The 14,027-nt window shown below is 63.0% G+C and carries 12 protein-coding genes; 3 read left to right on the forward strand and 9 right to left on the reverse strand.

Annotation, left to right across the window (positions count from 1 at the left end; all coding sequences use genetic code 11):
• Positions 1 to 15: 15 nt before the first annotated feature.
• Positions 16 to 915 carry a hypothetical protein gene (locus tag AB7531_RS28425; RefSeq protein ID WP_063984106.1) on the reverse strand — a complete coding sequence of 300 codons (900 nt, stop codon included), beginning with the start codon at positions 913 to 915 and terminating at the stop codon, positions 16 to 18.
• Between the two features lie 322 nt (positions 916 to 1,237).
• Here AB7531_RS28425 and AB7531_RS28430 point away from each other — a divergent pair, with 322 nt between their 5' ends.
• The 3 genes from AB7531_RS28430 to AB7531_RS28440 are packed head-to-tail and all read left to right on the forward strand — an operon-like array spanning position 1,238 to position 5,587.
• Positions 1,238 to 2,299, forward strand: a complete 1,062-nt coding sequence (locus AB7531_RS28430) for an HlyD family secretion protein (RefSeq protein WP_085404125.1) — start codon at positions 1,238 to 1,240, stop codon at positions 2,297 to 2,299.
• Positions 2,296 to 4,626, forward strand: coding sequence for an ABC transporter permease (locus tag AB7531_RS28435; protein WP_354124839.1), 2,331 nt, complete (start codon positions 2,296 to 2,298; stop codon positions 4,624 to 4,626). Before AB7531_RS28430 ends, AB7531_RS28435 begins: the two co-directional genes overlap by 4 nt.
• The gene (locus tag AB7531_RS28440) at positions 4,613 to 5,587 is read left to right on the forward strand and encodes an HlyD family secretion protein (RefSeq protein WP_063984110.1); all 975 of its coding nucleotides are present in this window, start codon (positions 4,613 to 4,615) and stop codon (positions 5,585 to 5,587) included. The genes AB7531_RS28435 and AB7531_RS28440 overlap by 14 nt, the downstream gene beginning before the upstream one ends.
• A gap of 1,012 nt (positions 5,588 to 6,599) precedes the next feature.
• Here AB7531_RS28440 and AB7531_RS28445 read toward each other — a convergent pair.
• The 8 genes from AB7531_RS28445 to AB7531_RS28480 are packed head-to-tail and all read right to left on the reverse strand — an operon-like array spanning position 6,600 to position 13,921.
• Positions 6,600 to 7,421 carry a creatininase family protein gene (locus tag AB7531_RS28445; protein WP_063984111.1) on the reverse strand — a complete coding sequence of 274 codons (822 nt, stop codon included), beginning with the start codon at positions 7,419 to 7,421 and terminating at the stop codon, positions 6,600 to 6,602.
• 29 nt (positions 7,422 to 7,450) lie between these two features.
• Positions 7,451 to 8,149 carry an ABC transporter ATP-binding protein gene (locus AB7531_RS28450; RefSeq protein ID WP_063984112.1) on the reverse strand — a complete coding sequence of 233 codons (699 nt, stop codon included), beginning with the start codon at positions 8,147 to 8,149 and terminating at the stop codon, positions 7,451 to 7,453.
• Positions 8,136 to 8,894, reverse strand: coding sequence for an ABC transporter ATP-binding protein (locus tag AB7531_RS28455; protein WP_063984113.1), 759 nt, complete (start codon positions 8,892 to 8,894; stop codon positions 8,136 to 8,138). The genes AB7531_RS28450 and AB7531_RS28455 overlap by 14 nt, the downstream gene beginning before the upstream one ends.
• Positions 8,891 to 9,829, reverse strand: coding sequence for a branched-chain amino acid ABC transporter permease (locus AB7531_RS28460; RefSeq protein WP_084795382.1), 939 nt, complete (start codon positions 9,827 to 9,829; stop codon positions 8,891 to 8,893). The genes AB7531_RS28455 and AB7531_RS28460 overlap by 4 nt, the downstream gene beginning before the upstream one ends.
• A gap of 8 nt (positions 9,830 to 9,837) precedes the next feature.
• Entirely contained in the window at positions 9,838 to 10,701 is an 864-nt protein-coding gene (locus AB7531_RS28465) for a branched-chain amino acid ABC transporter permease (RefSeq protein WP_063984115.1), read from the reverse strand.
• A 3-nt stretch (positions 10,702 to 10,704) separates the two neighbouring features.
• On the reverse strand, positions 10,705 to 11,904 hold the full coding sequence (locus AB7531_RS28470) for an ABC transporter substrate-binding protein (RefSeq protein WP_063984116.1): 1,200 nt from the start codon (positions 11,902 to 11,904) through the stop codon (positions 10,705 to 10,707).
• A 44-nt stretch (positions 11,905 to 11,948) separates the two neighbouring features.
• On the reverse strand, positions 11,949 to 13,175 hold the full coding sequence (locus AB7531_RS28475; RefSeq protein WP_063984117.1) for a gallate dioxygenase: 1,227 nt from the start codon (positions 13,173 to 13,175) through the stop codon (positions 11,949 to 11,951).
• Positions 13,176 to 13,228: 53 nt separating this feature from the next.
• Entirely contained in the window at positions 13,229 to 13,921 is a 693-nt protein-coding gene (locus AB7531_RS28480; protein WP_063986481.1) for an isochorismatase family protein, read from the reverse strand.
• Between the last annotated feature and the right edge of the window lie 106 nt (positions 13,922 to 14,027).

The following is a 14,027-nucleotide window of genomic DNA, read 5'->3' on the forward strand; positions in this document are numbered from 1 at the left end:
TCTCCAATGCGTTGGTCAGACTTCGGCATAGGCAATGCCGGTGAGATTGCCCTGGGCGTAGAGGAAGTTGCGCTCGCCGGCCCCGTCGAGCCGCGCGGAGTAGACCGAGCCCGCGAAATCGGTCACGAACATGCGATCGTTGGGAACGTCGAGCGCGATACCGATCCCCTCCATGAGATGGGTCACCACGATCTCCGGCTCGGCAGGCTTGTTGTCGAGCGAGGCCCGGTTCACCGTGTTGCCGCGCGGAGGATCACCGCGATCGGTCCAGTAGAGAATTCGACTCTGGTGATCGATCTCCAGATCAATCGGCTCCGGCAGACCGTCGTAGAATATCTCGATGTCGGATCTCATGGCTGCGGTCTGGCCGGCTGGGATTTCGACATTGGCGCGGAAGATGCGACCGAGCCCTGCATTATCAGGCCCCTTTTGCGTCCAGTAGATACGACCGAATTTCGGGTCGATCGCCAGCCCGACGCACCATCGCATCTGGTCCTTGCGATCGGCTTCGCCGTGGCCCGCTTCGATGAGCGTCTCCAGCCGCGAGCCCTCGAGGTTACAGCGCATGACGCGCATACCCTCGCGATCGCACCAGTAGAGCTTGCCGCCCTTCTTATCGAGGATGATCTGCTTCGGCGTGTGGGTGTGTCCCCGCGGGACGATGGTCTTGCGGTTCTTGCCGTCGATGTCGGCGCGCTCGATGGACCCGTCATCCAGGCTCGGGATGCCCATGTTGGTCCAGTAGATATGGCCAGCCTCGACATCCACGACGATGCCATCCGGAAGGTGGCAGCCGGTGACGATGGTCGTGCGGTCGGAGCCATCCGCATTCATCAGGTGAATGCAGCCCGCGTTCAATTCGAGGACGAAGAGACGAGGGATCGTGGGGCTTGATTTCGTGACGGCGTTTGGCATGTCGCACCTGCATCCTGGCCCGACCACGGACCGGGTCAGGTGACGCGACTATGACGCGATCGCCGTCATTCATCTTGGACAGGAATGTCATCGCTGGGATGGGTCTGCTGCTTGATCACCTGGCGCCCCCCGGGACGTCGGGACGAGCACCACTGCGAGAGCAGCAGCTTTCAACAAGTCAGGGATCAAACATCCAAGCGTGGGTAACGGACAGGTTACATGGTCGGCTCCGACTCAAAAACATTCATCGCCTCGCGATTGCGGCTGGGCCTCACAACCGAATAAACTAGAGGCCATCCGGCCATCAGAAAGGGAGTCAGGCATGGACGTGCCGAGCTCTGACAAGGACGTTCAAAGCACGCCCGACGTGCCGGGTAACGGACCGGCGAAAGCCGCGCACAACCCGACACGCACGCCCTCTATCATCGTCGGTGTCGTGGCGGCTGCTGTCGTCGGGCTTTCCGTCTTCTATCTGTTGCGCCCGGAGCCCTTGCTGGTTCAGGGCGAGGTCGATGCAACGCGGCTCGATATCGCGGCGCGCGTGGACGGACGGGTCGGCAAGATTCCCGTCGAGCGCGGCCAGAACGTGGCTGCGGGCGCAGTGCTGGTCCAGATCGACAATCCAGAGACGCTGGCCAAGCACGAGCAAATGAAGGCGGCCAAGGCCGTCGCGGACGCCCAGCTTGCCAACGTACTCGTCGGAACGCGGGTGGAAGTGATCGCGGCACGGAAGGCGGAAATGGAGCGCGCGCAAGCGGCGCTGGTGCTGGCGCAAAAGACCTTTGACCGCACACACACCTTGACCGAGCAAGGCAATGCGCCGCAAGCCCGCCTCGATCAGGCCACCGATGCGCTGCACGAAAGCGAGCGCGCCGTCGACCAGGCCAAATCGGCCTATGACCAGGCGGTCAATGGCTACACCAAGGAGGAGCGGGCCATTGCCAATACCAATGTCGAAAAGGCCAGTGCCGATATCCAGAGTGTCCAGTCGATCATCGACCAGCTCGTGGTCTATGCGCCCGTAGCCTCGCAGATCTATCAGCGTAATGTGGAACCCGGCGAATACGTCTCGCCGGGCGTCCCGCTCGTCACCTTGATCAATCTCGCGGACCTCTGGGTGCATTTCGATCTGCGAGAGGATCTCGTCAAAGGCCTCAAGGTCGGCGATCGCTTCGATGTCCGCATTCCCGCCCTCGGCGACCGCTCGGTGACAGTCGAGGTCAAGCTCATCGCGACCAAGGGCGAATATGCAAGCTGGCGGGCCACGCGTGCTTCGGGTGATTTCGACCTGCGGACGTTTTCGATCCGTGCCTATCCGGTGCAACCGGTGCCCGAGCTGCGACCGGGAATGAGCGCCTATCTGGATTGGCGGTCACGGCCATGAGGCCGGCGCCCAAGCCCGGATTTCTGCTGGTCGCGCGGCGCGAGTGCCGCTGGCTGTTTCACGATCGCGTGGCGCTGCTCCTGATCTTCGGCGTGCCGCTGTTCGCGTTCGTGGTTCTCACCACGGTCTTTAGCCATCCGGTCATCCGCGGGCTCGGCGTGACTGTAGTCGACGAGGACAAGTCGGACGCGTCGCGCGCCCTGGTGGAATACATTGCGGCGTCGCCAAGCCTGAAGATCGTCGACCGCTCCGGCACGCTGTCCACGGCCGTGCAGGACATACGCTCCGGCAAGTCGATTTCGGCCGTCTACGTCCCGCCGGATTTCGAGCGCGACCTGAAGGCCGCGCGCCGCCCGCAGATCGTCGGATTTTATAACCAGCAGTTTTTGACTCCTTCCGGGATCGCATCCTCGGGTCTGAGCGATTCACTTTCCGCAGCGGCAGCGGTGGCCGCTCCCGCCAGTCGCGCGGCACCTGCGCCAGCGTCCCTGGGAGCGCTCAAGGCGGAGACCATGGCGCTCGTCAATCCGCAGAAGAACTACGCGCAGTTCCTGCTGCGCGCGCTGCTGCCGACCATCATCCATGTGGTGATTACCCTTGCCGCCGGCTATTCCGTCGGCTCCGAATTCCGCCGCCGCGACGCGCGGGCCTGGCTCGAAAGCGCCGGCGGCGATCCGCTTGTCGCGCTGGCCGGCAAGCTCGCGCCGCTGTTCTGCCTCTTCATTTTGATCATGCTGGCCGAGCCGCTGTTCCTGGAGGGCGTGCTGGAGATTCCCTTCAAGGGCGACTTGCCGTTGATGATCGCTGCAGCCTCGCTGCTGATCATCGCCTATCTGTCGCTCGGCGCCCTGCTCCAGCTTCTGGTCGGCGATCTCGCCACCGGACTCGGGCTTGCGGGCCTCATTGCCTCGCCCGCATTCGGCTATGCCGGCGTCGGCTTTCCCACCATCGGCATGAATGCCTTTGCGCAGGCATGGAGCGCGATCCTGCCGCTTCGCTGGTACATGGCCGTCCTGCTGGGACAAGCCGCGCGGGGATTGCCGGTCGCGGATTCCGCTATTCCCTTCGCGGCGCTTGCGGGCCTGGCGTTGCTCTTTGCCGGCCTGGCGTGGATGCGCATGGCGAACGTCACCCGCAAGGGATGGTTTGCAACAGCGCGGCCTGCCGAGCCACACGAGGTCATCTCCACACCGCGCGGCGTCGGCGGCGCCTTCGTGGCGGAGTGGCGGCGCGTGCTGGGAACGCGGGGCGCCTTCGCTCTGCTGTTTCTCGCTCCCCTGGTCTACGGCATCTACTATCCGCAGCCCTATCTGAACCAGATCCTTCGCAAGCTCCCGATTGCGGTCGTCGACAACGATCTCAGCGATCTCAGCCGGCAGATCGTCGAGACGCTGGATGCGAGCGGCGCATTGAGCGTGACGGTTCGCGCCCGAACGCTCGCCGAGGCGCGCAGCGCGATCGATCGCGGGCAGGCCTTTGCCGCCGTCGAGATTCCGCCCGACACCGAACGCGACGTGCTCAAGGGCATCACCGCCCACATCCCCGTCTATGCGGACGCAACCTATCTGTTCATCTTCAGATCGAGCGCCAGCGGGGTCGCCACCGCCATCGGAACCTTGACGTCCGAGCTCGTTTCGCGCGGCGCGCGCTCGGATGGCAGCCTCGTCAAGGCGAAGCTCGCGACGTCGAGCCCGGCCGACGTGTTGCTGCAGCCGATCTTCAACCCGGTGGGCGGCTATGCGAGCTACGTCGTTCCGGCGGCGTTCATCCTGATCCTGCAGCAGACCCTGCTGATCGGCGCAGCTATGCTGACCGGCACCGCGCTGGCGAGCGGCGGCGCGGCCTTTGCCGGCGTGCTCGGCCGCGGCATCGCGCATCTGACCGTCTACCTTCCTGCGCTCGCGCTCTACGTCGTCGTGCTGCCCCGCATCTACGGTTTTTCCACGCTCGGCCATCTTCCGCAGATTCTCGCGCTCGCGAGTGTCTTCCTGCTGGCGACGAGTTTCATGGGTCAGGCTGTCGGGGCCTGGTTCACGCGACCGGAGAACGCAACCATCCTGCTGCTGGCGACGAGCCTGCCGCAGTTCTTCATGGCCGGCTTCGCATGGCCGCGCGAAGCGATTCCGGACGTGGCCCTTGCGTTCGGCCGGTTATTCCCGGCCGACTCCGCGATCGACGGCCTCGTGCGCATCAACCAGCTCGGCGCCGGCATCTGGGAGGTTGGGCATGACTGGCTCGCATTGTGGTGCCTGGCGCTCGGCTATTTCGCGCTTGCGGTGATCTCGGCATTTGCCGTCAGGAGGAGACAGGGACATGCCCAACCTTAGACCTGCCGCCTTCGTCGCGATTCCGCTCGCGCTGGTCGCGGCGGGCGCGCTGCTCTATGTCATGCGCCACTCGGCACCACCCGCAGCCATCGTCGGCGTCGTGCGCGCGACCGAGATCAGGGTCGAGCCGGAGGTCAACGGCCAGCTGGTCTCGATTGCGGCCAAGAAGAGGGCCTCTGTGAAGGCCGGCGACGTCGTGGCGCGGCTATCGGCGGTGGAGTTGACGGCGCAGGCGGACCAGGCGCGTGCCGCGCTCGCGTCGGCAACCGCCAACCGCAACAACGTCTATGCCGGCGTTCGTCGCGAGCAGGTCGACTCGCTGAAAGCCGCCATCGCCAAGGCCAGCGCCCGCCTCGACTTCGTGCAGGCCCAGCTCACCCGGACCAGCACGCTGGCGCGCCAGAGCTTTGAATCCCAGCAGTCGCTCGACCAGGCCGAGAACGACGTCGCCAGCGCACGCGCCGGCGTGGCCGAGGCCCAGGCCAATTACGATGCGGCCGTGGCGGGCCCGACCCGGGAAGAGCGCGCTATCGCCGACACGCAGGTGCAGGCCGCGGCCGCCGCGGTCACCGTGCTCGAGCGCCGCCTCGACAAGATGGTGTTGCGCGCGCCGGCCGACGGCGTGGTCAGCGTCATCGCCGCCGAGGTCGGCGAGAACGTTCGCGCGGGCCAGCCGATCCTGATGGTCGAGGCCGCAGGCAGGCAATGGCTCTCCTTCAACGTGCGCGAGGACCATCTCGATCGTCTCGCGATGGGAGAAACCGCGAATGTGATGCGGAACGGTGCCAATAGCGCGACGAAGGCGGTCATCACCGAGCTGCGGCCGCTCGGCGTGTTTGCCACCTGGCAGGCAGAGCGTGTGATTGGCGATCATGACCGCAACACGCTTCGCCTTCGCCTCGATCCCAAGGGAGAGATGGCCGGCATTGAGCCGGGCATGACCGTCTGGATCGACCGCTAGGACCCCAGCGATTGAAATCGCAGAGCTACACTATACCGACCATTTGCAAACGGTGTGCGCACCAAGCTCCGACCTGGGACCCGCTGATTGAGAGCCAGTTGCTTCCCATCCCAGGATGCTCATCGTTGATCGAATAAGCCGCAGATAGCTGCGCGAATATGCGGCGAAGAAGTGACGCTTTCCCCGCGGCCGCTCGCCCATTTCAGAAGCTTGCTTACGTCGGCTATCGCAAGATTTTTCTTGATCTCCCGGTGCACACGTCGTGCACACGCGGCCCTCTACCCAATTGAAAGAATTAAACTCTCGTTCCAATCCATCATGGGGAAGTTTGAGCCAGGTCCAGGCGGCGAGAACTACTCAGATCTAACATCGAGGCGGTCTCTGATCGCGGAAACAGACGCGAACGGTCGGTCGACCACGGACATCTTGATAAGCTTGGTCGCGATTTTTGCGGACAAGCCTAACTGATCGCCACTCCTAGCATCCCGGGCGCTGCGATGTAGCCGCTGACCGCCAGCCGTATGCTATTTTGCCGACGCAAACCTTCCGACCTCGTCGATCAGTTTCCGGAAGGGCTCTCGAACTTCGCCGAGCCCATCGATTCGTAGGGTGGCGTGACAACCCTTTACGGCTACGACTATACGGTCTGGGCATTCGACCACAATTCTTCGATGGTGAAGCCGGCCCTCTCCGCTATCTTTCGAAATGTACTCTCGTCCGCTCGCGATGACCTAAAGCAAAAGATGCGGTAACTGCACAACCGATCTGTCTCAGCAATTGGTCCAGACCTGAGCTCAGTCGGGCTGAAACGATAAAAACCCAAGACGCTCTTGCTCCGGCTCGCCAGCCCTGAAACGAGACGGGCTTGGTCAGATCAAGAATTCCATATCTACCAGCAAAAGACCCACATCCATTGAAGATTGCTCTTGCGCCGGCCGTCGGGAGGTAGTCCCGCAATCTCAGTTTAGCCTCCACCCGCTCGCCTCCATCGCTGAAATTTCCAAGCAAGCAACTACCTGGCGATAGCCTCAGCCATAATTTTGGCCGTTTCGTCGTAGAAGCGCCAGAGGTCGGGATCGACCGGATTGGGCGCGCCGAAATAACCATTCGGCGTCAATCGCCGGGCCGCCTCACCGCCCTGTCGCCAGACGGCGAGATCGTCAACGGTGAGCTTGGTCGGCTCCAGGCCGCGCAACGCTTCAAAATCGACGGTCTCAGGATAGTGGCGGACGATCGCCGCAGTCTCGTATTCGTCCGCATGGACACCAAACACGCCAGTGACCTTGAAGTCGTCGAGCGCGGGATCATGATCCCAACGCACCCAGATCGGCTCCTCGCCGGTCTGTCCGAGGCGTTTGATCATATTCCATCGCGTCGGCGCATATAGCCAGCGCGCGCCGGCCTGGCCGCGCAGATGCGCCTTCTGCAACACATCCAGGATCATGTCGTTGTGGGCTCGGTCACCGTGATGGCTGACGACGAAAACGTCGGGAAACCCGTTGGCCACCAAGGAATCGATGACGTCCGTCAGCAAGGCGGCGGCCGTCTCAGTCCGAATGCGAAAGCTCCCCACGAATTCGCCGAGCACGCCGTTGATCCCCCAATAATAGGGCGGCGCAATAACCGTCTCCTTGCCGCGTGCGGCCGCGTATTTCTGCGTCGCCCGGCAGAGCTGCAGCGCGATGAAGGCGTCGGTGCCAATCGGCAGATGCGGCCCATGCGCTTCCATGACTCCGGCCGGCAGCAGCACCGCGGCCTTGCGGCTGGCTGCCTCTGCAACCGCATTGGCCGTCATCTCAGCCATGGTGCTGGAGAACAGATTTTCGCTGGTCATGGGAAACTCCGGGATAAGTCAGTGCCGGCCTAGACCGACAGCCAACGATGAACCTGTTCGAAATCGGCGAGCAATTCCGCGGATTTCCCTTCGAGCACGATCTTGCCGCGATCCAGCACGATGGCGCGGTCGCTGAGCCGCAGGACATCCTCGGCGCGCTGCTCGACGATGATGATCGCAAAACCGCTGTCGCGCCGCAGGCGCATCAACGTCTCCTCGAGCTCCTCGACGATCACAGGCGCCAGCCCCTCGAACGGTTCGTCCAGCAGCAACAGGCGCGGGCTCGTCATCAGCGTGCGCCCGATCGCCAGCATCTGCTGCTCGCCGCCGGACAGCTTGTCGCCCATGTTGCGCCGACGTTGCTTCAGCCGCGGAAACACCTCGTAGATTCCATTGAGGTCGAAGCGGCCGCCTCGACGATGCGCGACAAGCAGGTTTTCCTCCACCGTCAGCGACGGAAAGATCTCGCGTTCCTGCGGCACCCAGCCAAGTCCGAGCCCGACCCGCTGGTTGGTGCTGAGCGTGCTGAAATCGTGGCCATCCCAGCGCAGCCTGCCGGCAAAGCGCGCGGCGTGCGCCATGATCGCCAGCATCAGCGTGCTCTTGCCGACGCCATTCCTGCCGAGCACGGCCAGGCATTCGCCTTCCGACACCGACAGGCTCATCTCCTCCAGCACCACGGCCTCCCCATAGCCGGCCGTGAGCCTCTCGATCTCAAGCAGGGACATGGGCCCCCCTGCGTCCGAGATAGACTTCGCGCACGCGCTCGTTGCCGGAGATCTCGGCCGGCGTGCCCTCCGTGATGATGCGGCCTTCGACCAGCACGGTGATCCGATCGGCAAAGCGGAAGACTAGGTTCATGTCGTGCTCCACGAACAGGAGCGTCAGATCGCGCGGCAGTGCGTGGATGCGCTCGAAGATAGCCTCGCTCTGCGCCGCAGGAACGCCTGCGGCGGGCTCGTCGAGGACCAGGATCCGAGGCCTTGCGGCCAGCGCCACCGCGATTTCAAGCAGGCGTTGCAACCCGTAGGGCAATTCATGAACCGGCCTGTCCGCGTGAGCGATCAGGTTGACGAAGGCAAGATGCTCACGGGCTTCCTCGATGGTCGCATTGTCGTGCGCGGCGCGGCGCCAGAACACCCGGGTCAATTGCTTGCGCTCGAGCACGGCCAGCACCACGTTGTCGAGCACGCTGAGGCCGCGAAACAATTGGTTGATCTGGTAGGTCCGCGACAGCCCGCGCCGCACCCGCGCGCTCTCGCCCAGCCGCGTGACGTCGTCTCCACTGATCAGGATCATTCCCGAGGAGGCCGCGACCCCGCCGGTCAGCGCATGGACCAATGTGGTCTTTCCCGCGCCATTGGGGCCGATCAGCGCATGCCGCGATCCCGCGGCGATGGCGAGCGAGACGCCGGACACCGCAGCGAAGTGACCAAAGCGGATGCTGAGATCCCGTGTTTCGATGGCGGTCATGACGGCCGCCCGAAACGCCGGCGCAGGCTGTCAGCCACGCCTGCAATGCCATTGGGAATCACGAACACCGACAGCATCAGCACGATGCCGATGCCAAGGTGCCAGTACTTCGGACTGACCGTCGACAGATAATCCTTCATGAAGCCGAACGCCGCTGCCCCCATCACGACACCGGGGATGCTGCCGGAGCCGCCGATGGTGGTCATCATCATCACCTCCGCCGAGCGATCGAAGCCGAGCATGTCGAGTGAGGCGAAGTGACTGGTCTGCGCGAGCACCGCGCCGGCCAAGCCCGCAATCGCGCCCGACATCGTATAGGCCATGGCAAGATGGCGTGCGACCGGCGCGCCGATCGCGGGCATGCGCTGCGTGTTCTCGCGAATGCCCTTCAGGGCCAGACCGAACGGCGATTCCGTGACCCGTTTGAGAAAGACGAAGACAATCGCCAGAACGCACAGCGCGTAGAAGAAGGCCGTCTTGCCGAGAAAATCGAAAGGAAACAGCCCGAGGACGGGCCCGATCGTGAAGTCGGGAAAGCCGTCCGCGCCGCCCGTAAGCCAGCGCGCGCTGTTGGCGGCCTCATAGAGCAGGAAGCCCATGCCGAGCGTCACCAGCAGCCGCGTAAAATCGTTGCCGCGCACGACGATGGGCGTCACGCAGAATGCAGCTGCCGCGCTCACCAGCATCGCGCCGGCAAGACCTGCGACCGGTTCCGTGATGCCGGCACGCGCCAGGATAGCCGCAGCGTAAGCGCCGAGGCCGAAGAACGCCGCGTGCCCCAACGAGACGATGCCGGCGTGCCCCTGGAGCAGATCGTAGGCGAGCGCAAAGATCGCCAGCACGAACAGGCTGCTGAGTAGCAACAGATAGTCCGGAAACAGGACATAGCTCGCCAAGGTCGCAAGCAGGAGCGCAACGCCGGGACCGCTATTCATGATCGTCCTCACGCGGCCCGTCCGGCAAGACCCCTGGGCAGGAAGATCATGGTGAGGACCAACAGGCCATACACCACGAACGACCCGACCGCGGGCAGATAGTATTTGAACAAGGCGTCGACAACGCCGAGTAACAGCGCGGCAACCACCGATCCGCCGATCGAGCCGGGGCCGCCGATCGCCACCACCATCAGGAGGATGGTGAGGTACTTGAAAGGAAATGTCGGATCGAGGCCGAGAAACCCGACCGATAGCGCACCGCCAAGCCCCGCCAGCCCTGCCCCAAGGCCGAATGTCAGCGCGAACAAGCGATCGACGTTAATGCCGATGCCTTCGGCGGTCCGGCGATTGTCGACCGAAGCGCGGATCTTCGCGCCGAACAAGGTGTGATTGAACAGCAGCATGAGGCAGACCGCCGTCACGAGGCCGGCAACAACCAGAAACAGGCGATAGCTGCCGAAGCGAATGCCGATGATATCGATATGGCCGGCGAGCCAGTCGGGCAGCAGCACGGCCTGCTGCTGCGGACCGAAGATGATGGTCGCGAGCGCGCTGGCGGCAAAGGCCAGTCCAATGGAAAACAGCACCTGCTGAAGCGCCGGCATGGCGTAGACGTAACGGATCACCGATCGTTCGATCAGCACGCCGACTAAGGCCGTTGCCAGGAAGGCCGCTGGCAGGATCAGCAGAAACGGCAGATGCGCGGATTGCAGCAACGTAGTCGCAACATAACCGCCGCACATCGCAAAGGCGCCGTGCGCCAGATTGATGAAGCGCATCAGCCCCAGCGTCACCGACAGACCGACCGAGAACAGCAGGAGCAGCATGCCGTAGGCAACACCATCGGCGACGACTGAGGCAATCCCGTTCATCGACTACTTCGCTGGGTCCTTGACAGCCTCGATCGTGTCGAATGCGATGTTGTGCCAGCCGCCGTCCTTCTGCTCGCCCTTGCGGATGTAGATGTTCTCGACGACATCGCGCGTGGCGGGATCGATCTCCACGGGCCCGCGCGGGCTATCGAGCTTCGTGCCCTTGAAGGCCGCCATCAGCGCATCGCCGTCGAGATTGCCGTTGGTCTTCTCGACCGCCTTGTAGATCAGCGCCATGGCATCATAGGCCTGCACGGTGCGGACGCTCGGGACCGCGTTGGCACCAAACATCTCCTTGTAGCTCTTCAAAAACCCTGCATTGGCCTTGTTGTCGAGCTCGACCTGGTAATGCATCGACGAGATCACCCCATCGACCGCATCGCCCATCGCAGCCAGCATGTAGTCGTCGACGACATCTCCGGTCACCAACAGCTTGATGCCGGACTTGACGAGGCCGCGCTCCTTGGCCGCCTTCATGAAGGCGACCGAGACATCGCCGCCGGGATTGAACGCGAACACCGCGTCGGGCTTGGCTTCCATGGCGCGCTGGAGAAACGGCGAGTATTCCATGGCCGCGACCGGGGTCCGTGCGTCGCCGATCACCTTGCCGCCGCCTGCCTCAAAGCTCTTCTTGAACCAGGTTTCGGCGTCGATGCCCGGCGCGTAGTCGGAGACGATTGTATAGGCCGTCTTGATGTTGTTCTTGGCAGCCCACGCGCCGAGCGTGGCTGCCAACTGCGGCAGCGTGAACGACACACGGACAAAATAAGGTGACTTTTCGGTGATGATCGAGGTCGCCGCGTTAACGATGACCGCAGGCTTCCTGGCTTCCGTCAGCAAGGTCGCCGCCGACATTGCATTCGGCGTGAAACTGTAGCCGAGGATCACGTCGGCTTTGTTGCGGACGATCAACTCCTGGGTCAGGCGCCGCGCGAGGTCACCCGAGCCCGGTCCCTGATCGTCCCGCAACACCGTCTCGACGGTTAGTCCTGCGACCGTCGATCCGTGCAGCTTCTGATACAGTTTGACGCCGTTCTCGTAATACTGGCCCTGATCGGCGAAAGCGCCGGACATCGGCAACACCAGTCCGATGGTCAGCTTGCCGCTGGCGGCCTGCGCCATGCCCGACAGCATCGCGGTTATCGTCGCAGCAGTGGCGACACGCTTCAGCACGGCGGACATCAGGAACGGTCGAACAGTCATCACGTCACTCCGAAGGGACAGGGAAAGGCACGCATGCGCGGCGATTAGCGGGCGTCCGGCACCTGGCGCGTTGCAAGAAACTCATCGAAGGTCTCGCCGCGCATCGATGCATAGACCTCGAGATTGGTCTCTCCCACCAACCGCGCGAACTTCTCCAGCACAAAGAAATTCGCGCCGTACTGGATCAGTCCCAGCCAGTTGCGGTCCCGTACAAGCGTGGTCTCCTGATCGGTCAGACCCGCGTTGCGACATGCCGCAGCCTCGTCGCGTTCGAATTCCGCGCGGCTCGCCGGCGTCCTCATGTTCCAGAAGAACCGGTTCAAACGAATGCATTTCGTGCCGGTCTTGATGTCGAAGGCATAGGTGCCCGCGATATCCTCGATCCCGGACAGTTGCGGGTTCTGCGAGACGCCTTCGACCTTCTTCGGAGTCTGGTCGTTCTCCTCGAACACCAGGACCGTCATCGCCGTCGTCGTCGCCAGATAGTAATTCTGGTGAACCTTCTTGATGTCGTCGCTAAGCGCGCCGCGCATGGCCAACCACATGATGACCTCGACGCTCTCGGCGCCGCCGAGGCGGATGTAGTCGACGTGTTTCATCTTCGCGAGCGTCATCGGATCCTTTTCGATCAGATCGATGAAGCGCATGTCCCACTCGGTATCGTTGTAGCCGGTCCGTTCGCCGTGGATCTGGTGCGAAAGACCGCCGGTGCCTACCACCACGACGGACAGGTCTTCGGTATAGGATTCGATCGCGCGACGGAGCGCCTGCCCGAGCCGATAGCAGCGCATCGCTGTCGGCAGCGGATATTGAACGACGTTGACCTCGACGGGGATGACGGCGCCAGGCCAGCCGCCCTTGTGCGGCCACAGCAGCGGGAGCGGCGAAAACACACCGTGGTCGAGCGGACGATCCTGGAACACGGTCAGGTCGAACTCGTCGTTGATAACGCTTTCTGCAATATGGCGCGCGAGTCCGGGGTGACCGGGCAAGGTCGGCAGCGGACGGAGCCCAGCGCCCTCGTCGGCGACGTCGTAGCTGGGCGCCACGCCGAGCGCGAATGTCGGATAGAGATCGTAGAAGAATGCGTTCAAGTGGTCGTTGTAAAAGAACACCAGCACGTCCGGCTTCTTCTCCTCCAGCCATTTGGCCGCCGGCTCGAAGCCTTTGAACAGCGGCGCCCAAGCGGGCACATCCTGCTTGTTCTTGTCATAGGCGACACCGATCGTCGGCACATGGGAGGCGCCAATGCCTCCGATAATCCTCGCCATCTACTTGCTCCCTGCTCGCTGCCGTTCAGAAATTGACTAATCGCCGTGCGGCCCTATTTCCGCGACGTGCCTTCTAGGACGAGATCGTCGATGACCTCGTCGGTCGTCAAAACGTCGCCAAAGCTCTGGAAAACGGTCGAAAATCCGATGTTGTGGTCCTCAATGAAACGGGCCGCGTTGGCGTCGCTCACCATCACCACGCGAAAGTCCAGCATCATGGCGTCGCGCGCCGATGTCTCGCAACACATGTTGGTCAGCATGCCCACGATCACGACATTGGTGATCCCTGCCGCCGTCAATTTTTCGGGGAGGTCCGAGCGGGACGGTATGAATGCGCTGAAGCGAGACTTGGTCGCCATGATATCCCCCGGCTGCACATCGAGCGTGGGATAGATCCGGTGCCCGTCAGCCCCCGCGGTCAGGTTATCGCGATGGCGGGCAGCGTTCTCCTTGGTGAAGAAATAATCGTGGTAGATCGGCCACAGGCTCCTGCCGTTGTCTCCAGCCGTCATACTGACCCAAGCAACATGCCCACCCCGCGCGCGAAACGTTGCTGCAAGCTTGTTGATATGGGGCACGATGGCAACCGCGGGCGGGACATCAGACACGTAGAATTTCTGCATATCGATCACCACCAGCGCGGTCTCGCGCGGCTCGAACCGCTCGAATACACGCAAGCGCCCGCGCTTCTTCATGACGCGGTCGATGACATAAGGCGGCATTTCGTAGGGCGACGGTGATGTCATCAGGTTATCCAGCCTCGGGCTCATCGTTCGGACGCAGTTCGCCGGTGACGGAAAATTAGCTTGCTCTTCGGCGCTGCCTAGGCGCAAATCCCGCGGGATGCTATCT

This window comes from Bradyrhizobium sp. 63_E2_N1_3 (genome assembly GCF_052076005.1).
Lineage (GTDB): Bacteria > Pseudomonadota > Alphaproteobacteria > Rhizobiales > Xanthobacteraceae > Bradyrhizobium > Bradyrhizobium barranii.

Excerpts from the sequence above, each read along its gene's own strand:
- AB7531_RS28425 (WP_063984106.1), bottom strand. The coding sequence starts at position 915 with ATGCCAAACGCCGTCACGAAATCAAGCCCCACGATCCCTCGTCTCTTC.
- AB7531_RS28430 (WP_085404125.1), top strand. The coding sequence starts at position 1,238 with ATGGACGTGCCGAGCTCTGACAAGGACGTTCAAAGCACGCCCGACGTG.
- AB7531_RS28435 (WP_354124839.1), top strand. The coding sequence starts at position 2,296 with ATGAGGCCGGCGCCCAAGCCCGGATTTCTGCTGGTCGCGCGGCGCGAG.
- AB7531_RS28440 (WP_063984110.1), top strand. The coding sequence starts at position 4,613 with ATGCCCAACCTTAGACCTGCCGCCTTCGTCGCGATTCCGCTCGCGCTG.
- AB7531_RS28445 (WP_063984111.1), bottom strand. The coding sequence starts at position 7,421 with ATGACCAGCGAAAATCTGTTCTCCAGCACCATGGCTGAGATGACGGCC.
- AB7531_RS28450 (WP_063984112.1), bottom strand. The coding sequence starts at position 8,149 with ATGTCCCTGCTTGAGATCGAGAGGCTCACGGCCGGCTATGGGGAGGCC.
- AB7531_RS28455 (WP_063984113.1), bottom strand. The coding sequence starts at position 8,894 with ATGACCGCCATCGAAACACGGGATCTCAGCATCCGCTTTGGTCACTTC.
- AB7531_RS28460 (WP_084795382.1), bottom strand. The coding sequence starts at position 9,829 with ATGAATAGCGGTCCCGGCGTTGCGCTCCTGCTTGCGACCTTGGCGAGC.
- AB7531_RS28465 (WP_063984115.1), bottom strand. The coding sequence starts at position 10,701 with ATGAACGGGATTGCCTCAGTCGTCGCCGATGGTGTTGCCTACGGCATG.
- AB7531_RS28470 (WP_063984116.1), bottom strand. The coding sequence starts at position 11,904 with ATGACTGTTCGACCGTTCCTGATGTCCGCCGTGCTGAAGCGTGTCGCC.
- AB7531_RS28475 (WP_063984117.1), bottom strand. The coding sequence starts at position 13,175 with ATGGCGAGGATTATCGGAGGCATTGGCGCCTCCCATGTGCCGACGATC.
- AB7531_RS28480 (WP_063986481.1), bottom strand. The coding sequence starts at position 13,921 with ATGACATCACCGTCGCCCTACGAAATGCCGCCTTATGTCATCGACCGC.